This is a genomic window from Streptomyces sp. NPDC050704 (genome assembly GCF_040654355.1).
Taxonomy (GTDB): Bacteria; Actinomycetota; Actinomycetes; order Streptomycetales; family Streptomycetaceae; genus Streptomyces.
Map to the genome: position 1 here is coordinate 1 of NZ_JBFAHW010000124.1, position 19,659 is coordinate 19,659.

General features: G+C 69.8%; 15 protein-coding genes and 1 pseudogene. 9 read left to right on the forward strand and 7 right to left on the reverse strand.

Going from position 1 to position 19,659, the window contains the following annotated elements; genetic code table 11:
* Nucleotides 1-92, forward strand: a pseudogene (locus AB0I18_RS43055) (sulfurtransferase); the annotation flags it as partial.
* A 49-nt stretch (nt 93-141) separates the two neighbouring features.
* On the opposite strand, the gene AB0I18_RS43060 reads toward AB0I18_RS43055, so the two are convergent.
* From AB0I18_RS43060 to AB0I18_RS43075, 4 genes are all read right to left on the reverse strand, one after another.
* Nucleotides 142-732: a malonic semialdehyde reductase gene (locus AB0I18_RS43060; protein WP_363111236.1), complete on the reverse strand. Its 591-nt coding sequence runs from the start codon at nt 730-732 to the stop codon at nt 142-144.
* Between the two features lie 207 nt (nt 733-939).
* On the reverse strand, nt 940-1,173 hold the full coding sequence (locus AB0I18_RS43065) for an exodeoxyribonuclease VII small subunit (RefSeq protein ID WP_363111237.1): 234 nt from the start codon (nt 1,171-1,173) through the stop codon (nt 940-942).
* A 19-nt stretch (nt 1,174-1,192) separates the two neighbouring features.
* Nucleotides 1,193-2,401 carry an exodeoxyribonuclease VII large subunit gene (xseA, locus tag AB0I18_RS43070; RefSeq protein WP_363111238.1) on the reverse strand — a complete coding sequence of 403 codons (1,209 nt, stop codon included), beginning with the start codon at nt 2,399-2,401 and terminating at the stop codon, nt 1,193-1,195.
* A 450-nt stretch (nt 2,402-2,851) separates the two neighbouring features.
* Nucleotides 2,852-4,216, reverse strand: a complete 1,365-nt coding sequence (locus AB0I18_RS43075) for an APC family permease (RefSeq protein ID WP_363111239.1) — start codon at nt 4,214-4,216, stop codon at nt 2,852-2,854.
* A 105-nt stretch (nt 4,217-4,321) separates the two neighbouring features.
* On the opposite strand from AB0I18_RS43075, the gene AB0I18_RS43080 reads away from it, so the two are divergent.
* Nucleotides 4,322-5,338 carry a 4-hydroxy-3-methylbut-2-enyl diphosphate reductase gene (locus tag AB0I18_RS43080; RefSeq protein ID WP_363111240.1) on the forward strand — a complete coding sequence of 339 codons (1,017 nt, stop codon included), beginning with the start codon at nt 4,322-4,324 and terminating at the stop codon, nt 5,336-5,338.
* Between the two features lie 29 nt (nt 5,339-5,367).
* On the forward strand, nt 5,368-6,114 hold the full coding sequence (gene ppgK, locus AB0I18_RS43085; protein ID WP_363111241.1) for a polyphosphate--glucose phosphotransferase: 747 nt from the start codon (nt 5,368-5,370) through the stop codon (nt 6,112-6,114).
* 141 nt (nt 6,115-6,255) lie between these two features.
* On the opposite strand, the gene AB0I18_RS43090 is transcribed toward ppgK, so the two are convergent.
* A complete protein-coding gene (locus tag AB0I18_RS43090; protein ID WP_363111242.1) occupies nt 6,256-6,723 on the reverse strand; it encodes a DUF6542 domain-containing protein in 468 nt (155 codons plus the stop codon).
* 338 nt (nt 6,724-7,061) lie between these two features.
* Here AB0I18_RS43090 and ychF point away from each other — a divergent pair, with 338 nt between their 5' ends.
* Both ychF and AB0I18_RS43100 read left to right on the forward strand, forming a co-directional pair.
* Nucleotides 7,062-8,150 (forward strand): redox-regulated ATPase YchF, encoded by a 1,089-nt coding sequence (gene ychF, locus AB0I18_RS43095; protein WP_363111243.1) that lies wholly within the window; start codon nt 7,062-7,064, stop codon nt 8,148-8,150.
* A gap of 153 nt (nt 8,151-8,303) precedes the next feature.
* The gene (locus tag AB0I18_RS43100) at nt 8,304-9,722 is read left to right on the forward strand and encodes a DUF234 domain-containing protein (RefSeq protein ID WP_363111244.1); all 1,419 of its coding nucleotides are present in this window, start codon (nt 8,304-8,306) and stop codon (nt 9,720-9,722) included.
* Between the two features lie 120 nt (nt 9,723-9,842).
* Here AB0I18_RS43100 and AB0I18_RS43105 read toward each other — a convergent pair whose 3' ends face one another.
* On the reverse strand, nt 9,843-10,598 hold the full coding sequence (locus AB0I18_RS43105; RefSeq protein WP_363111245.1) for a MerR family transcriptional regulator: 756 nt from the start codon (nt 10,596-10,598) through the stop codon (nt 9,843-9,845).
* A gap of 192 nt (nt 10,599-10,790) precedes the next feature.
* Between AB0I18_RS43105 and AB0I18_RS43110 the strand changes: the two genes are divergently transcribed.
* The 3 genes from AB0I18_RS43110 (at nt 10,791) to AB0I18_RS43120 (ending at nt 14,817) form a co-directional block, all read left to right on the forward strand.
* Nucleotides 10,791-11,477 carry a DUF3159 domain-containing protein gene (locus AB0I18_RS43110; RefSeq protein WP_363111246.1) on the forward strand — a complete coding sequence of 229 codons (687 nt, stop codon included), beginning with the start codon at nt 10,791-10,793 and terminating at the stop codon, nt 11,475-11,477.
* Nucleotides 11,478-11,562: 85 nt separating this feature from the next.
* The gene (locus AB0I18_RS43115; RefSeq protein WP_363111247.1) at nt 11,563-13,272 is read left to right on the forward strand and encodes a CocE/NonD family hydrolase; all 1,710 of its coding nucleotides are present in this window, start codon (nt 11,563-11,565) and stop codon (nt 13,270-13,272) included.
* A 105-nt stretch (nt 13,273-13,377) separates the two neighbouring features.
* The gene (locus AB0I18_RS43120) at nt 13,378-14,817 is read left to right on the forward strand and encodes a DUF234 domain-containing protein (protein WP_363111248.1); all 1,440 of its coding nucleotides are present in this window, start codon (nt 13,378-13,380) and stop codon (nt 14,815-14,817) included.
* Nucleotides 14,818-14,854: 37 nt separating this feature from the next.
* Here the strand turns inward: AB0I18_RS43120 and AB0I18_RS43125 are convergent, their stop codons facing one another.
* Nucleotides 14,855-16,825, reverse strand: a complete 1,971-nt coding sequence (locus AB0I18_RS43125; protein ID WP_363111249.1) for a serine/threonine-protein kinase — start codon at nt 16,823-16,825, stop codon at nt 14,855-14,857.
* 244 nt (nt 16,826-17,069) lie between these two features.
* Between AB0I18_RS43125 and AB0I18_RS43130 the strand changes: the two genes are divergently transcribed.
* Nucleotides 17,070-19,637, forward strand: a complete 2,568-nt coding sequence (locus AB0I18_RS43130) for a hypothetical protein (RefSeq protein ID WP_363111250.1) — start codon at nt 17,070-17,072, stop codon at nt 19,635-19,637.
* Nucleotides 19,638-19,659 lie beyond the last annotated feature (22 nt).

Below are 19,659 nucleotides of genomic sequence, written 5' to 3' on the forward strand. Positions count from 1 at the left end.
CCAACGACACGCTGGTGGTCCTCTACGGCGGCAACAACAACTGGTTCGCGTCGTACGCCTACTGGTACTTCAAGCTGTACGGCCACGAGAACGCCCCGGCATTCGTGCCGGGGGCCGTCGTCATACGTGCGGCGAGGGTCGTCAGACCGTCGTGATGACCTGGTCGGCCTCCAGGCGCGGGGAGCGCGGGAACCAGGCGTCCTCGGCGGGCTTGCCGATGTTGATCACCATCAGCGGGGTGTGGTCGGCGTCCAGGAACTCCTTCTGGACGCCGGCGAAGTCCAGGCCCGTCATCGGGCCGGCGGCCAGGCCCGCGGCGCGGATGCCGATGATGAAGTACGCGGCCTGCAGCGCGGCGTTGAGGGAGGCGGCACCTTCACGGGCCGGGCGCTCGGCGAAGAAGACGTCCTTGGCCTGCGGGAAGTGCGGGAAGAGGTGCGGGAGTTCCTCGTGGAACTCGTTGTCCGCGGCGAGGATCGCGACGAGCGGGGCGGTGGCGGTCTTCGGCTGGTTGCCCTCGGCCATGTGCTTCACGAGGCGCTCGCGGGCGGCCTCGGAGCGGACCAGGGTGATGCGCAGCGGCGACTGGTTGAAGGCGGTCGGGCCGTACTTGACCAGGTCGTAGATCGCCTGCACCTGCTCCTCGGTCACCGGCTCGTCGGTGAACGTGTTGGCGGTACGAGCCTCACGGAACAGCAGGTCCTGGGCGGCGGGGTCAAGAACGAGGGACATGGAGCAACCTTCTCGAGATGTGCGTCGGATCCCGGTGGGGATCGGCTGACATCTTCGACGGTACGTCGATTAGGTTTAAGCTTCAACCAAAACTGGACCAAGGTGATCCGGTTCACAGATCACGGGGGCTGGTGAGGTGCCTGGTGCCTGGTGCCTGGCGTTTGGTGGCTGGTGGCTGCGCGGACCTGGGTCACTCGCTGACCCGGGTCACTCGGAGTCGGTGTCCTCCGCGGAGTCCTTCTGCTCGGCCAGCGCCGCGTCCAGGCGTGCGCGGGCGCCGTCCAGCCAGCGTCGGCACACCTTGGCGAGCTCCTCGCCCCGCTCCCACAGGGCGAGCGACTCCTCAAGCGTCGTACCGCCCGCCTCCAGACGTCGTACGACCTCGATGAGCTCGTCCCGCGCCTGCTCGTACCCGAGCGTCTCGTCCGTCTTGCTGGTCATGCGCCCACCCTAAACATCGCTAACCGTCGACTCGTACCGTGAACTCGCCCTCGGCGACCCGCGCCCGCAGCGGCTCGTCCGCCGTCACCTCGTCCGGGGTGCGGACCGCGTGGCCGTCGGACTTCTGCAGGACCGCGTACCCGCGCTTGAGGGTCGCGGCGGGGGAGAGGGCCACCACGCGCGCGTGCGTGTGCGCCAGCTCCGAATCGGCGCGGTCGAGCAGGTGCCCGAGCGTGCGCCGGCCGCGGTCGAGCAGCGAGGCGACGTGGTCCGCCCGCTCGTCGACCATCCGGTGCGGATCCTCTATCGACGGGCGGGCGAGCGCCTGCGCGAGCCCCCGCTCCTCCCGCTCGATGAAGGACCGCACGCAGCGCAGCGCCCGGTCCCGCAGGAACTGGACCCGCTCGTACTCCTCGCCGACGTCCGGCACGACCTTCTTCGCCGCGTCGGTGGGTGTGGAGGCGCGCAGGTCGGCGACGTGGTCGAGGAGCGGGTTGTCGGGCTCGTGGCCGATGGCCGACACGACGGGCGTACGACAGGACGCCACGGCCCGTACGAGCTGCTCGTCCGAGAACGGCAGCAGGTCCTCCACGCTGCCGCCGCCGCGCGCCACGATGATCACGTCGACGTCGTCGAGCGTGTCCAGCTCCTTCACGGCCTGGACGACCTGCGGGACGGCGTGCACGCCCTGCACGGCGACGTTGCGCACCTCGAAGCGGACGGCGGGCCAGCGGTGGCGGGCGTTTTCTAGTACGTCGCGCTCGGCGGCGGACGCGCGTCCGCAGACGAGGCCGATGAGCTGCGGGAGGAAGGGCAGCGCCTTCTTGCGCTCGGCGGCGAACAGTCCCTCGGCGGCGAGGGACTTCTTCAACTGCTCCAGCCGGGCGAGCAGTTCGCCGACTCCGACGGGCTTTATCTCGGTGGCCCGCAACGACAGCTGGCCGCGCGGGGCGTACCACTCGGGTTTCGCGTGGACGACTACGCGGGCGCCTTCGCTCACGACGTCGGCGACCGCGTCGAACACCTGCCGGTAGCAGGTGACGCTCACGGAGATGTCGTACGACGGGTCGCGGAGCGTGAGGAAGACGACGCCGGCGCCGGGGCGGCGCGACAGTTGGGTGATCTGTCCCTCGACCCATACGGCTCCGAGCCGGTCGATCCACCCGCCGATGAGCCGTGACACCTCGCCGACGGGGAGCGGGGTGTCGGGGGACGTGTTGAGAGCCATGCCGCGAGGGTAGCCGTCGGCTCCGCCGGTTGGGCCGGTGTGTTTGTCTGCGGGTTGGGTGGGGGCTGGTCGCGCAGTTCCTCGCGCCCCTGGGGTGGTGGGTGGTGGGGTCGGTGCCGCGACGGGATATCCGATCGCCGCTCTGGGATATCCAGTCATGGCACGTTGCCGCGGCGATCGGACACCCCGACACGACCCCTCACGCCGGAGAGCCGACAGCGGGTAGGTGGGGCCTGCGGTGCAGACCCCGACCCCGCTTCACGGCCGTTGGCTGTTGTCTTTTAGGGGCGCGGGGAACTGCGCGACAAGCCCCCACCGGCCGGCAGTGTGCACACCACCCAAGACACCCCTTCGGGGCCGGGGGTCTGGGGGCGGAGCCCTCAGGGATGGGACGGGTAGGGGCGGCGGGGGCGAAATCGGTATGTGCTCGGCACCGGTCCAGGGCAACGATCAACCGCCGGAGGCGACCCGCTGCCTCACGAGCACACCAAAACCGATCACCAGCCAAACGACCCCCACCACTTGAGCCGCCGAAGAGGCCTCGAAAATCACGGCGACAGTGATCAGCGCACCGAGGGTGGGGACAAGGAGGTGCCGCCACCACACCATCGGCCCACCCAACCGACGTACGGCGAACCAGCCCACCACACTGGCGTGCAGCAGCGTGAACGCCGTCAGCGCACCGATGTCGACCACCGACACGAGGTGGTCCATACCGTCGTCCCGCCGCGCCGCCCACACCGCGGCGACCAGAGTGATGACGGCCGCGCAGAGCAGCGCGACCCGCGGCACTCCGGCGTCCGTCTTCGACAGGACCCGGGGGAGGCGTCGGTCCCGGGACATCGCGAAGAGCAGCCGCCCCGCCGCCGCCTGCCCGGCCAGCGCGGCGAACGCCGCACCGATCGCCTTGCTCACGGCCACCAGATCGTGCAGCCACGTCCCGACCGAGGCGTCCACGGCGTCGTAGAAGGCCGACCCCTGCCCGGCCGGATCGGCGGCGAGCTGGGCGGACGACAACGGCTCCAGAAGGGCGATGAGATACGTCTGCGCGATGAACAGCACACCGGCGAGGGCCAGACAGAACAGCACCGCCCTGGCCACCCTCTCCGAACCCCCGGTGACCTCCTCGGCGAAGGAGGCGATCGCGTCGAAGCCGAGGTAGGAGAGGACCGCGATCGACACCGCTCCGAGCACCGCCGACAGGGCGAACGCCCCCTGCGTCCCGTCGCCGGACAGCGGCGACCACCAGTCCCGTTGCGCCCCGTCGCGCGCGAGGACGACGACCGCCGATGCGACGAAGACAAGGAGGACCACGATTTCCATCGCGAGCACCAGGAAGCCGACGCGCGCCGCGGCCCGTACGCCCCACAGGTTCAGCAGGGTCGTGACGACGACCGCGAGCGCCGTCCACACCCAGCGTGAGACCTCCGGGACCAGGGAGTTCATCGCGATCCCGGAGAAGAGGTAGGCGACGGCGGGGATGAGCAGGTAGTCCAGCATCGCCATCCAGCCGGCGACGAACCCCGCCTCTTTTCCGAGCCCCGCGCGCGCGTAGGCGAACACCGAGCCCGCCTGGGGGACCACGCGCACCATCTGCGCGTAGCTGAAGGCGGTGAACGCCATCGCGACGGTGGCGACGATGTAGACCAGCGCCACGGCGCCGTGTGATTTGGCGTCGAGCGTTCCGAAGACCCCGACCGGAGCCATGGGGGCGATGAACAGCAGCCCGTAGACGACCAGGTCACGGAAGCCGAGGTTCCGCCGAAGCCGGGGCTCCTCGCCGGTCGCCGGTGCCGTGGTCTCCGTATCGGACATCAATGCCTCCGTGAGTCGCGCCCGGTCCCACCCCTCCCGGTTTCCCCAGCCCTCGCCCAGTCTCCCCAAGGAGGCGATCTTCGACCCGTCGGACGCGGCCTTACGATGGGGTGCATGACTGCTTCGACTGGCCGCCGTGTCCTGCTCGCCGCCCCCCGTGGCTACTGCGCGGGTGTCGACCGTGCCGTGATCGCCGTCGAGAAGGCCCTGGAGCAATACGGGGCCCCGATCTATGTCCGCCACGAGATCGTCCACAACAAGTACGTCGTGCAGACCCTGGAAAAGAAGGGCGCGATTTTCGTCGAGCGGACGGAGGAGGTCCCGGAGGGATCCATCGTCATGTTCTCGGCGCACGGCGTCTCCCCGGTCGTCCACGGCGAGGCCGCGGCCGGAAAGCTCGCCACCATCGACGCGACCTGCCCCCTGGTCACCAAGGTCCACAAGGAAGCCGTCCGGTTCGCGGACGAGGACTTCGACATCCTCCTGATCGGGCACGAGGGCCACGAGGAGGTCATCGGCACGTCCGGTGAGGCGCCGGACCACATCACGCTGGTCGACGGCCCCAAGGACGTCGCCAAGGTCGAGGTCCGCGACCCCTCCAAGGTGGTCTGGCTCTCCCAGACCACGCTGTCGGTCGACGAGACCATGGAGACGGTGGACGCGCTGAAGGAGAAGTTCCCGCAGCTCATCTCCCCTCCGAGTGACGACATCTGCTACGCAACGCAGAACCGTCAGCTCGCGGTGAAGCAGATGGGCGCGGAGGCGGACCTGGTGATCGTGGTCGGGTCGAAGAACTCCTCGAACTCCGTACGGCTCGTCGAGGTCGCCAAGCTCGCGGGTGCGCGTGAGGCGTACCTCGTGGACTTCGCCGACGAGATCGACGAGAGCTGGCTGGAGGGCGCCTCGACGATCGGTGTCACCTCCGGTGCCTCCGTGCCCGAACTCCTCGTCGAGCAGGTCCTGGAGTACCTCTCCACCCGCGGCTTCGAGGACGTCGAGATCGTCAAGGCGGCCGAGGAGTCCATCACGTTCTCCCTGCCCAAGGAACTCCGTCGCGACCTGCGCGCGGAGGCGGCGGCCCTGGTGGCGGAGCGGACCGGTAGCACCCCCTCGGCCGAGTGACTGTCAGTCGTACGACGTAACGTAGGGCCATGCAGATCTTCGGTGTGGACATCGGCGGATCAGGGATCAAGGGCGCGCCCGTGGACCTGGACCGGGGCGACCTGGCGGAGGAGCGCTACAAGGTGCTCACGCCGCACCCCGCGACGCCCGACGCGGTGGCGGACGGCGTGAAGGAGGTCGTCGGCCACTTCGGCTGGACCGGCCCGGTCGGAATCACCTTCCCGGGCGTGGTCACCGGTGGCGCCACCATCCGCACGGCGGCCAACGTGGACAAGAGCTGGATCGACACGGACGCGCGCGCCCTGCTCGGCGACCGGCTGGGCGGGCTGCCGGTGACGCTGTTGAACGACGCGGACGCGGCCGGCGTCGCCGAGATGCAGTTCGGCGCGGGACGCGACCGGCAGGGCACGGTCATCCTGCTCACCTTCGGTACGGGCATCGGCAGCGCGGTCTTCACCGACGGCGTCCTCGTGTCGAACACGGAGCTGGGCCACCTGGAGCTGAACGGCCACGACGCCGAGAAGCACGCCTCCACCAAGGCCAAGGACGACCACGAGCTGAGCTGGGAGCACTGGGCGCACCGCGTCCAGAAGTACCTCGCCCACGTGGAGATGCTCTTCTCACCCGAGCTCTTCATCATCGGCGGCGGAGTCAGCCGCAAGTCCCACAAGTTCCTCCCCCTGATCGAGGGCATCAAGGCAGAGATGGTCCCGGCGCAGTTGCAGAACAACGCGGGCATCGTGGGCGCAGCCATGAGGGCAGCAAAGGCGGCCTAGGCGGAAGGGCGCCCCGAAGGGGCGCGGGGAACTGCGCGCCCAGCCCCCACACCCCGCAGCATACGAACAACCAAACGGGGGTCCGGGGGCGAAGCCCCCAGTTTCGGGAAGGGGTGGGGTGGGGGAAAGAACCCCCCTGCCTCAGACCGTACGACGCCGAGGCTGGGCCGGAGCCCGCACATCCTCGGCGGCCGCCGCCCGCCGCTGCGCAGCCCGCCGACTCATCAACCGCACCTTACGAACGGTCACGATAAGACCGGCGACCAGCGTCCCCCCGTACAACCACCCCGCATGCATCGCGAGCGCGGTGAACAGCCCCATCAGCCGCCCCCCGATCCCCCCGTCGCTGTCGGCGATGGGCAGCAGGCCCACGGCGAACGCGATCGGCACGGCGACCGGCGCCGTGACGAGATCGGCCCGGCGCACCCACACCGCGGTCAGCGCGCAGACCGGCAGGAAGAGCACCCCGTAGACGACGAGCGACGCCCCGAACAGCAGTTGGTCGAGACAGGCCAGCGCGAACATCGACGCGGCGCAGAACAGCCCGCTGCCGAGACCGGTGAGCCGGGGGTTGGGAAACCTGCGTACCGCCTGCACCAGCGGCGACACGGACGCCGCCGCGGTCCGCGGGGCACCGGAACCGTCCTGCCGGGCCGTCCGGGCTCCACCCCGCCCGGCCTGCGGGGGGAGGGGCGTGCCGCGTCGCGGCTGTGACTGAGGGGGGCGCGTCCTGTGTTGCTCCACTGGTCCAACTTAGGTGGGCTTATGTGTGGAATGCGGCCAGAGACACGCCCTTTGATCGACCTTGGCCAAGCGTTCGATACCTCGCCGGTGCGAGGGCCCGCACGCCGTAGACTGGTGGATCGGCCCGCGCATCACACAGAAGGACCCGGGCCCAGCCCAAGCCCCAGTCCTCCACACCTCACTCACGTACGGGAAGTCGCAACGTGTCGCTCACGATCGGAATCGTCGGTCTGCCGAATGTCGGCAAGTCGACCCTGTTCAACGCCCTGACCAAGAACGACGTGCTGGCGGCCAACTACCCGTTCGCCACGATCGAGCCGAACGTGGGCGTGGTCGGCGTCCCGGACGCCCGTCTGACGAAGCTGGCCGAGATCTTCGGTTCGCAGAAGATCCTTCCGGCGACAGTCGACTTCGTCGACATTGCCGGCATCGTGCGCGGTGCGAGCGAGGGTGAGGGCCTGGGTAACAAGTTCCTCGCCAACATCCGTGAGTCCGACGCGATCTGCCAGGTCATCCGCGCCTTCAAGGACGAGAACGTCGTGCACGTCGACGGCAAGGTCTCGCCGAAGGACGACATCGAGACGATCAACACCGAGCTGATCCTCGCGGACCTGCAGACCATCGAGAAGGTCCTGCCGCGCCTCCAGAGGGAGTCGCGGATCAAGAAGGACGTCGGGCCGAAGGTGGCCGCGATCGAGGCGGCGAAGGAGATCCTGGACGCGGGCGAGACCCTGTTCGCCGCGGGCATCAAGCAGGACTCGGAGCGCGAGGCCCTCCTCCACGACCTGCACCTGCTCACCGTCAAGCCGTTCCTCTACGTCTTCAACGTCGACGAGGACGAGTTGACCGACGAGGCATTCAAGACCGAGCAGCGCGCTCTGGTCGCCCCGGCCGAGGCGATCTTCCTCAACGCCAAGCTGGAGGCGGACCTCGCCGAGCTCGACGAGGAGGAAGCCCTGGAGCTCCTCCAGTCGGTCGGCGTCGAGGAGGCCGGCCTCGCCCGGCTCGCCCACGTCGGCTTCAACACCCTCGGCCTGCAGACGTACCTCACGGCAGGCCCCAAGGAATCCCGCGCCTGGACCATCAAGAAGGGCGCCACCGCCCCCGAGGCCGCCGGTGTCATCCACACCGACTTCCAGAAGGGCTTCATCAAGGCCGAGGTCATCTCCTTCGCCGACCTCGTCGAAACGGGCTCGGTCGCCGAGGCCCGCGCCAAGGGCAAGGCGCGCATGGAGGGCAAGGACTATGTGATGCAGGACGGGGATGTGGTGGAGTTCAGGTTCAACGTGTAGCGGGTGGCAGACCATCACATCACTGATCTGACAAAAGCACCGGTCAGAAGGGGCTCGACTCTTCGGAGTCGGGCCCCTGGTTTTTTCCCGTGCTGGGAGTAACGTCTATGTTACTAACATCGTTGTTAGTGTCATGCGTGGAGGTCGGCAGACGTGGTGGATTTTGTAGGCCGTAGCCAGGAGCTGGCGACACTGGAGCGAGAGCTGCAGAAGGTAGCGACAGGGGTTGGCGGGGAGCGGCCCGGTCGGTGCGTGATGTTGCGTGGGCGGCGCCGGGTGGGCAAGTCGCGACTGGTCGAGCGGTTCGCGGAGCGTTCCGGAGCCCCGTTCTTGTTCTATGCGGCGACCGGTGCGTCACCCAGGGATGATCTGGCACGGCTGGCCCGGGACGCCCAGGCGTCGACTCTGCCGTTGGCGGGGCTGGTGGCCGCCGCGCGGCCGGAGAGCTGGGACGCCGCGTTCGATGTGCTGGCCGCGGCGCTGCCCGCCGACCGGGCGAGCGTGCTGGTCATCGACGAAGTGCCGTATCTGATGGATGCCGATGGCGCCTTTGAGGGGATGCTGCAACGGGCCTGGGATCGGGTGCTGGAGGCCAAGCCGGTGCTACTGGTCCTCATCGGCTCCGATCTGTCGATGATGGAGGCACTGAACAGCTACGGACGACCCTTCCACCAGCGCGGCCGGGAGATGGTGCTGGGACCGCTGAACCCCGCCGAGGTCGGGCGGATGCTCGGGTTGGATCCGGCAGAAGCCTTCGACGCCGCGCTGGTCACCGGCGGGCTGCCGCTGATCTGCGCGGAGTGGCCGCGGGGCACAGGGCTGTGGGACTTCCTCGGTGAGGCGCTGAGTGACCCGGTCTCGGCCCTGCTGGTGTCGGCCGAGCGGTCGCTGGCTGCCGAATTTCCCCCGCAGGCCCAGGCGCGTACGGTGCTGGCGGCTGTCGGCAGTGGTGAGCGGACCTTCACCAACATCGCCCGGGCAGCCGGCGGAATCGGGGCCACACCGCTGCAGCGAGCGCTGGGGCTGCTTACCGACAAGCGGATCGTCGCCGCGGAGCTGCCCGTGTCGCCGCGTCCGTCGAAGGATCGCCGCTACCGCGTGACAGATCCCTACCTGCGGTTCTGGCTGCACCTGCTCGGCCCCTCCATGGAGGAGATCGAGCGGGGGCGGGGCGATCTGACGTTGGCGCGGATCCGGGAGAGCTGGACCAGTTGGCGCGGCCGGGCCGTTGAGCCCCTCATTCGCGAGGCACTCGCCCGGATACTGCCCGACGACCGGCTCCCCGCTGCCCCCGCAGTGGGCGGCTACTGGACCCGTACCAACGACGTCGAGATCGACATCGTCGGGGCGGATCGCGCTCCCGTTGCCAAAGAACTGCTCTTCGTCGGCTCCATCAAGTGGCTGGAGCAGTCGCCCTTCGACCGGCACGATCTGGCCGCTCTCCATCGACACCGGGCCGCCCTCACCGACGAACCTGTTCCAGTCGTGGCGGTTTCGCGCAGTGGAGTCGACTGTCCGGGACTTGACGCCACCTACGGTCCCGGCGATCTGCTGACCGCCTGGTCGCTGTGAGGGGCGGACGGCAGGCGAGGCACGAGAGTTGGGGAGCGTGATCAGGCTGAACAGACATTGGAGTTCGGCTTCAACGTCCAGCGTCACCTCGAATCGCCCCCTGGTCTGCGTTTGCGCAGCTCAGGGGGTGATTTGCTGCTCGGAGTCCCGCCGCGCTTCGGCGAGCAGGACGCCCAACCGGCGCAGGACGTCCACCTGGGCGTCGTTGTAGATGTCCTGGACGGCCTTGCCGACGGTCTTCTTCGCGAACTTCTCGCCGCGCGGGGCGTCGGCGGGCAGGGTGCTCAGACCCGGGTGCTGCCGGTACAGCGAGTGCACGAAGGCGACCAGTCCTTCGGCGACGTCGGCGCGGGTCTGCTCGTCGGCGTCGGCGGGCAGCCGCTCGAACTTCTCACCGGCGGCATCCATTACGGGGTTCCTCATCAGGTCCGCATAGGCCGCCGTGCCCTTCGGGCCGAGCACCCTGCTCATCACGGTGACGAACGAGCGATCCGCGTCGGACATCGGGGTGTCGACCGCGGCCGCGGCGAACTCCGGAGGCAGGTCGGTCGGAACCGACTTCTTCAGGATGAACCCGAGTTCCATCCTGGCCCGCTGCAACCGTTCGATGGTGGCCGCCAGTTCGGCGTCGAGCGTGCGCAACGCCTCCTCCGGATGATCATCGGACTCGCCCATCTCGGCGATCTGGGACAGGGGGAACCCCAGATCGACCAGGCGCTTGATGCGCAGCAGCCGCACGAGGTGGGCCACGCCGTACTGCTTGTAGCCATTGGCCCGGCGTTCCGGCTCGTCGAGCAGACCGACCTCGTGGTAGTGCCGTACCGCCCGCAGGCTGGTGCCCGCGAGCTCGGCGATCTCACGCGTGCTCCATGCCATGGCTTCGCACTCCGTTCGGCTCCTCGCGCGTCTGCGCGTGGCCTCGACTCACTCCATTCGAAACCATGCCGTCGCGGCACGGTCAAGCGCCACCCCACCCCTCCGGAAGGGCTTGACTGTGCCGTGACGGCACGGTTTTTCGTGGTTCCCATCGCATCGACGGCACGGGTTCGCGAAGACCGAGGAGACGCCATGACCGAGCACCACCGCATCGACACGGCCGGGCACCACCCCGCCGACAGGACACCGGCCGGGCCCGCCGCGCAGAGCGAAGCGCATCAGAAGCTGCTCGACCAACTCGGCGGTACGAAGGGGATGGTGTACACGGCGATCCCGATCTCGGCGTTCGTCGCGGCGAACGCCGCTCTCGGGCTGCCGCTCGCGATCGGCATCGCACTCGCGGCGGCCCTGCTGATCACCGTGTGGCGGATGGCGCGGGGGGAGCCGTTCAGCGCGGCGGCCGGCGGTCTCTTCGGAGTCGCGACCGCCGGCGGCGTCGCGGCGTGGACCGGCTCGGCGGGCGGCTTCTTCCTGATCGGCATCTGGGCGAGCTGCGCGGGCGCGGTGCTTCTGATCATCACGTTGCTGGCCCGCAGGCCGGTGACCGGCCTGCTGTGGAACGCGCTGCACGGCAACAGGCACGCGTGGCGGGGCGACCGCCCCAGCCTGCTGGCGCACGACATCGCCACCGCCACCCTGACCGTGCTGTTCGCAGCACGGTTCGGCGTGCAGCAGTGGCTCTACGAAAGTGACGCCACGGGCTGGCTGGCGCTCGCCAAGGTCGGTATGGGCGTGCCCCTGCTCGCATTGGCTCTGCTGGTCGTCTTCTGGGCGTTCCGCCGGACGAGCAAGCGGCTCGTAGAGCCGGCGACCCAGTGAGCCGGCACGCTGCCACCTCGCATCAGCAGAACCCCTCGTTCCCGCCGAACTCAAGGTCGGCCGCACGTCGTTTCCGGAGGAGACCATGAAGAAGATTCCCGTGCCCGCCGCGGCCACTGCGGCGGTCGCCGCGCTGGCGTTGGCCGGTGGGTCCGTCGGCCCTGCCGGCGCGGCACAGTCCGCTGCCCCCACGGTGGCCACCGCCGAGGACCCCGTTACACACAGGGACAACGACCGTGTCCCCAAGGGCGCGGCGTGGACACAGCACTACTTCCCCTCCTCGGACGGCTCCGGCATCGAGCTGCACGCCGATGTCCTGCTGCCGGAGAAACTGTCCCAGGGCGCGAAGGTGCCGGTCATCCTCTCTGTCGGCGCCTACTTCGGCCACTCCGGAGAGCTCACGGACGAGAAGTGGCCGAAGACAGGCCCGTCCGCACGCTTCGAGGACCTCGTCGAGGGAGGCGATCTGTTCGACCGGGGCTACGCCCTGGTGCAGGTGGACCTGCGTGGCTTCGGCGGGTCCGACGGCTGCCTCGACTACATGGGCAAGGGCGAGCAGGCCGACGTCGAGGCGGCGATCGACTGGGCGGCGAAGCAGCCGTGGTCCACCGGCAAGGTCGGCATGTACGGCAAGTCGTACGACGCGACGACCGCCCTGGTCGGCAACAACCTGGACCAGGACGCGCTCAAGGCCGTCGTCGCCCAGGAACCCGTCTGGGACATGTACCGCCTGACCCGCTCCAACAGGGTGCCGAAACTGGGCGGGGTCCTCGCCCCCAACTCCTACAACCAGATAGCGCAGTTGCCGCCGCTGCCCGACGACCAGGAGCGCTACAAGAAGAACAGCCGGTACGAGCTGAAGCACCCCGAGTGCACCGCGTACAACACGGACAACAACCTCAAGGCCGACCCCGAGGATCCGTACTGGCAACAGCGCGATCTGGCGAAGCAGGCCAAGGGCAGCGACACCCCGCTGTTCTTCACCCAGGGTTTCATCGAGTCGAACACCAAGCCGGAGGCGATGCAGGAGTACCTCGCGGGCCACCAGGGCACCGAGCGCGGTTGGCTCGGCCAGTGGGACCACGTACGCGGCAACGACCGCACCGAGGACGGGCGTCTGCAGATGGGGCGGGCGGGCTGGTTCAAGGAAGTGATGTCCTTCTACGACCAGCACCTCAAGGGGATCGCTCCCACGACCGACTACCCGGCCTTCGCCGTCCAGGACAGCACCGGAGCCTGGCGCTCCCAGGACACCTGGCCCGTGTCGGACCGGTCCGCCGACGTGGTGCTGCGCGACGGGTCCTACGTGGACCAGGGCGAGCCCGGCGACTCGGCGAGCTTCCTCACGTGGTCCGAACCGGTCGAGCGCGACATCCGCATCACCGGGACGCCCAGGATCGAGATGGACACCGAGGGCAGTGGCAACGTCATGGTCAAGCTGTACGACGTCGCGCGGGACCGCTCCGCCGTCATGTTCGACGAGCAGGTGGCGATCGTGGATGCCTCCGGCCACGTGGCCATGGACCTAAAGTCGACCGACTGGCGTCTGAAGGCCGGCCACTCCCTGGCCGTCGAGATCGGCACCGTCCATGACGGCGCGTGGATCGACACCCCGACCGGCGACCGCATCAAGGTGACGGACGCGCGCCTCGGCCTCTCCGTCGACGACCCCTCCGACGACCAGGCCACCGAAGGCAAGCGCTCGCCGTACCTCGACACCTACGTGAAGACGTACACGAAGAAGAAGCTGGCGACACAGCCCCCGTCGTTCACGGTCCCTTCGACTCGTGACTGATCCGGCGCCACTTCCCCTCCATCCGCCAGGCCGTCAGGCCGCCAGAACTGAAGTAAGATTCAATCTACGTAATAATCTATCTACGTTGATTGCCTGGAGTGGGTCGTGGAGTTCCAAGGCCGGGTCGGAGATCTTGAACTGCTGGCCGAGCAGTACCGGACAGTGGCAGCGGGGGCCGGAGCCACTCGCGGGCGGGCGGTGATCATGACGGGCCGGCGCCGAGTGGGGAAGTCGCGACTGGCTCAGGAGTTCTGCGACCGCTCAAGAGCGCCGTACGTGGTGTTCCAGGCCACCCGGGGGCGTAACCCCGTGGCTGAGCGCGCCGACTTTGCCGCGACCCTCGCGCAGTCGCCACTGCCGGGGGTGGAGCTGGTTGCCGGCCTCCAGGCGCAGGACTGGAACCAGGCCCTGCGCTCGCTGGCGCTCGCGGTACCCGACGACTCACCCAGCATCGCGGTGATCGACGAGGTGCCCTGGCTGGTCGAGCAGGATCAGGAGTTCGAGGGCGCACTCCAAACCGTCTGGGATCGCCACCTGTCTTCCAAGCCCGTGCTTCTGCTGCTCGTTGGCAGCGATACGTCGGTGATGGAGGCACTGCAGTCGTACGGGCGCCCGTTCTTCGGCCGGGCAGCGAAGATGACCGTCCACCCCCTGAACCTGGCCGACGTGCAGGCCATGACGGAGCTCGACGCCGCCGGGGCCGTCGATGCCCAGTTGATCACTGGAGGATTCCCCGAGATCGTGCAGTCATGGCGGCCGGGTATGGGACGTACGGCCTTCTTGCAGGCTTCGGTCGCCAATCCTCTCTCGCCCCTGCTGGTGGCCGGTGAACTGTCCCTGCTGGGCGAATTCCCCGAGGCTTCCCACTCACGGGCCGTACTGGAAGCGGTCGGCAGCGGTGAGCGCACGTTCAGCGCGATCGCAGCCCAGGCCGGCGGCGCAGGCGCGTTGCCGTCCGGCACGCTCTCCCCGCTGTTGACCACGCTGCAGGCCAAGCGGGTCCTGGCCGCTGATCTCCCCCTGTCCGTCAAGCCGGACAGCAAGAACAAGCGTTACCGCATCGCCGACCCGTATCTGCGCTTCTGGCTGGCCTTCCTGGCGCGCGCGATCCCGCTCATCGAACGCGGTCGCGGTGACTTGGCACTGGAACGCATCGAGCGGTCATGGAGCACTTGGCGCGGGCGAGCGGTCGAGCCGCTGGTCCGCGAGTCCCTGCTGCGTCTGATGCCCAATGACGAGTGGCCCGAGACCGAGGCCATCGGCGGTTGGTGGAACCGTCAGAACAACCCCGAGATCGACCTCATCGGCGCGGACCGTGAGCCGGTGGCCCAGCAGGTGCACTTCGTCGGGTCGGTCAAGTGGCTGGAGGCTCAGCCCTTCGGCCGTCATGAGTACGACGCCTTGGCACGCGTCATGCTCGCTGTCCCCGGTACCGCCCCGGACACCCCGCTGGTCGCGGTCTCCCGCTGTGGGGTGGCCGATGATCTGCCACTGGCCGCGCACTGGGGACCGGAGGACCTCGTACGGGCGTGGCAGCCCCGATAGTCGCCGGGCGAAGGAGTTCTCGGCGCCAGGCCGCTACTCACACCCGCGTGTACGTGAGCCGCTGGCCGTTGGACAGGTCGCGTACGAGTGCGTCGCCCTCGGTGTGCACCGTGGAGGAGCCGCCGAAGCGGCAGGGGCCGGAGGACTTCGGCCGGTCGACGGCGGGCGGGGCGAAGCGGATCGGGCCGTTCGCGTCCCCTACGGAGACCAGGTTCATGTCGGCCTCGCAGTGGTCGCTGCTGCCGTCGGAGACCAACTCGGCGGCCGGGCTGCCCACCGCCTTCTGCTCGATGGTCATCCGCTGCGTGCCACCGTCGGCCAGCGGCCGCTGCCAGGTGCCGAGCAGCTCTTCGGGGAGCTTCTCCGGGCCCTTGATCCGGTGCAGTTCGGCGGTACGCCCCGCCGCTTCCCAGCGGAGGGAGCCACCGGCGGTCCGGGAGAGGACATGCTCGCCGAGGGCCGAGCAGGTGTCCGCGGGGACGCTGCTCACGACCGTGGTGTCCAGCCGCAGTGACGACAGTGACGACGTACCGTCGCCGCCGGACGGCTCGGCGACGAGTTTGCCGTCGCTCTTGCACTCGTAGTTCGCGCCGAGACTGATGCTGGTGGCGACGACCTCGCCCACCTGCCCCGGCGAGACGGCGAACCGGCGGTACTGACCGGTGGGCTTCCCGTCCCGCTCGACCTCGCCCGCCCAGACGCCCACGAACGCCCTGGGTACGTCGGATGCCGGGCCGGCCTCGGCATCCGAGCCGGAGCCGGAGTCCGAGGTGCCGAAGGGCAGCGGCAGGCCGGCGGCCGACGCGGCGAACGCGGCTCCCGCCACCACCACGGAGGCGGCCACCAGCGCGACCGCGGTCCGCCGGCCTCGGCCCGTGCGACGAGGGCGCGGCGACGGAGGCGGCTCCGCGGGCCGGACGGCCGGCGTCGGCAGGACCTGCGTCCCCCACTCCGACCGTTCCGATCGCTCCGAGGCGGCGGTTTCCTCCCAGGTCACGGGGAGAGTCGCGGGCGACTGCGTGGAGGAGGCGGGCGAGGGTGCGGAAGCGGCCGGTGTGCTCGGATAAGGCGGTGTGTCCGTGTCGAGCAACTGGACCGCGCTGCGCCCCAGTTCGGCGATGATCCGGGCGGGCAGCCACGGCGGCGACGAGATGCCGGTCGCCGCCGGCCGGACCCGTGCGACCACCTCCTGCGGAGTCGGCCTGGCCGCCGGATCCTTGGCGAGGCAGTCGGCGATCAGCCCCCGCATCGGCTCCTCGATGCCCGTCAGGTCCGGCTCCTCCTGCGCGATGCGGAACATCACGGCGTGCACGCCGCCGGAACCGCCACCGCCGAACGGCGTCTGCCCGGTCGTCGCGTACGCCAATACCGCACCCATGCAGAAGACATCGGCGGCCGGGCCCACCGGCTCGTCCCTGAGCTGCTCGGGCGACATGAAGGCGGGCGAGCCGACCAGCTTGCCCGAGCTGGTCAGCGTCGACCCCGGCACCGCGTCCAGCGCCCGCGCGATGCCGAAGTCGATGACCCGGGGGCCGTCGATGGTGATCAGGATGTTGGAGGGTTTGAGGTCCCGGTGGACCAGTCCCGCGCCGTGGATGTCCAGCAGCGCGCAGGCGAGTCCGTAGGCGAGGGTGCGTACGGACAGGGCGGGCAGCGGGCCGTGTCCGCGGGGCGAGACGATGTGTTCGAGCGAGGGCCCCGCGATGTAGCCGGTGGCCACCCACGGCGTTTCGGCCTCGGTGTCCGCGTCCAGGACCGGCGCCGTCCAGCGGTCGCTCACCCTGCGCGCCGCCGCCACCTCCAGCCGGAAGCGCTCGCGGAACTCGGGTTCGGCGGCCAGCTCCGGCTTGATGAGCTTGACCGCGACCGTGCGCCCGCCCTCCGAGCGCGCCAGACAGACCCGGCCCATACCGCCGGCGCCGAGGGTTCTGAGCAGCCGGTACCGGCCGACTCTGCCGCCGCCTCCACCGGAGGTGGCATCGAAGTCGCCTGTGGCCGGCTTCGTCATCTGGCTGTCTCCCCTCGGTCGGCGCTCCGCCCCACTCTCCGGCATGAAGGTCACGAGTCGGCCGCCCATGAGCTTCCGTTTGCGTGAAAAGACGCTACCCGGCTTCGAGTCGCCGGTTACGGGTGACCGGCGCGGGTCAACCGGACGAGGCCCAACTCCCTTTGCGGAAGCGGGATATGAGCTTTGCTGGATTATTGCTGCTCGATCACTCAAACGTTCAAGTGCGAGCTGTGTGATCAGCGGTATGAACCTGTACCGAGCACCACTGAGGGTTCGGGCGGCCTCCGTTGCCGCGTGCGCCCTGCTCCTGGTGGCCGGCCGCGCCGACGCGGCGTCCGCCAACTCCCCCCACCGGCACAACAGACCCGGACCGGTCACCCCCGCGACGAACTCCGGCGCCGGCGCCATGACCGCGAACGACGACGGCGGCGGTGACGACGACGGCGACGGCGGTGACCGGGACGACCCGACCGCCGCGTTCGCCCAGCAGGCCCGGATGAAGTCGGCCCCCGCCGGCGAGGTCGGTCCTGGTGCGCTGGCCAACGCCCGTACCCAAGCAGGGAAGTTGCCGTCCGTGCCGACCCGGTGGTCCGAGGTCACGAACGTCCCGCTCCAACAGGAGGACAAGGGGTACGCCGACCCCGTCGCGTCGAACTTCGGCTCCGGATGGGGCCTGAACAGCGGCCGGGTCGCCTCCCTCGCCGTGGACGGGCACACGGTGTACCAGGGCGCCGCCGACGGCGGTCTGTGGCGCTCGGACGACGACGGGCGGCACTGGCGGGCGCTGTCCGACCATCAGCAGACCCTCGCCATGGGCGCCCTCGCCGTGAACCCCGCCGACCACTCCCTGTGGATCGGCACCGGCGAACCCAGCAACTCCGGTGACTCCTACACCGGCCTCGGCATCTACCGCTCCACCGACCGGGGACGCACCTGGCGGCAGGTGGGCCGGCGGATCGACGGCAGTGTCATCGCCAGGATCACCTTCGACGGCCGGGGGAGTGCCTACGCGGCCACCAACCTGGGCGTCCTGCGCCGAGCGGCCGACCACATCGATACCGACGCCGACTGGAGCGTCGCCCTCGCCCCCGGCGACCCGGACACCCGCTGGTCCTCGGCCGCGACCGACGTCGCCGTACGCCCCGGAACCGGCGGGCGGCAGGTGGTGGCCGTGATAGCCCGTCAGTTCGTCGCCGCCGGCGACGCGAACGGCGTCTACGAGTCCGACGACTCCGGGAAACCCGGCTCCTGGCACAAGCTCACCCCGACCGGCGACCTGGCGGGCGTCATCCCCGGCCGGTCGACCCTGTCGTACTCGGCCGACGGCCGTGAGCTGTTCGCCGTCGTCGGCGACGGTTCGGGCGGCAGCGCCGAGGGCGCGGTGTACCGGTCCGCCACCGGCAGCGCGGCCGGACCGTGGACGACGGTCGCCGACGAGGACCTCCTGAAGGCGTCGGGCGCGCAGAACAGCGCGCCGACCGACGCCGCCTGGTACAACCAGTACGTCGCCGTCGACCCCGCCGACCCCGACCACGTGTACGCGGGCTTCTCCGAGGTGTTCGAGAGCCGGGACGCCGGGAAGACCTGGGCGACGGTCGGCCCGTACTGGAACTACAACCTGAAGTGCTACACCCAGGGCCTGATCTCAGGCGGCTGCCCGATGACCACCCACCCCGACCAGCACGCCATCGCCTTCGGCCCTGGCCACCGCGTCTACTTCGGCAACGACGGCGGTGTCTACGAGCGCTCAGCGACCCTGCGCCCGGACCCCGCACTGCCCTCCGAGGGCTGGACCAACCTCAACCAGGACCTGCGCACCCTCCAGTACTACGACGCCGCCTACGGGAGGGGCCCGGCCACCGGCGCCCTGTCCACCTGGGGCGGCACCCAGGACAACGGCAACGTGCTGAGTCTGCCCGGCGCGCACGACCTCTACCAGCCCTCGGGCGGCGACGGCGGCTTCGTCCTCGTCGACCCGGCGAACGCCGACCGGGCCGTCAACGAGTACATCGACCTGGACATGCAGCTGACCACCACCGGCGGCCGGTCCGACGGCACCACCCCCTCCTTCACCAACATCTCGCCCGCCTGCGACTGGAACCCCGACCTCAAGGGCTGTGACCCGGGCCCCGAGTTCATCGCCCCCTACACCTCCGACACCGGCGACCTGAACCACTGGGTCGCGGGCGGCCGGTTCGTGTGGGACAACGGCGGCAAGGGCTGGGACACCCGCTGCACCGCCGCCTCCTGCGACTGGACCAACGTCCACGACACCGGCGAGGACCACTCCGTCACCGCCCTCGGCGTGGGCGGCGCCGTGACGTACGCGGGCTGGGAGGACTGGAGCGGCGACCAGTACGCCAGCGGCATCGACACCGACGCCGGCGGCACCTGGCACCGGCTCGGCGCACCGCTGCCGAACCGCTACGTCACCTCGCTCACCGTCGACCCGAAGGACCCCGACCACGTCTGGGCCACGTACGGCGGGTTCACCCGGTCGTACGTCTCCGGCGCGGGCGAGGGACACGTCTTCGAGAGCACCGACGGCGGCACCACCTGGACCGACCGCACCGGCGACCTGCCCGACGCACCGGCCGGGGCGCTCGCCCTGTGGCACGGCCAGGTCGTCGTCGGCACGGACGTCGGCGTCTTCGCCGCCGCGCCCGACGCCACCGGCTCCTACGCCTGGCACCGGCTCGACGGCGCCCTGCCCAACGCCGGGATCGTCTCGCTGGACGTCTCGCCCGACGGCGGCCGACTCCTCGTGGCCACCCACGGACGCGGACTCTGGTCGGCGGCCGCACCTCTCTGATCCGCCGAGGCCGAGGAGCCGG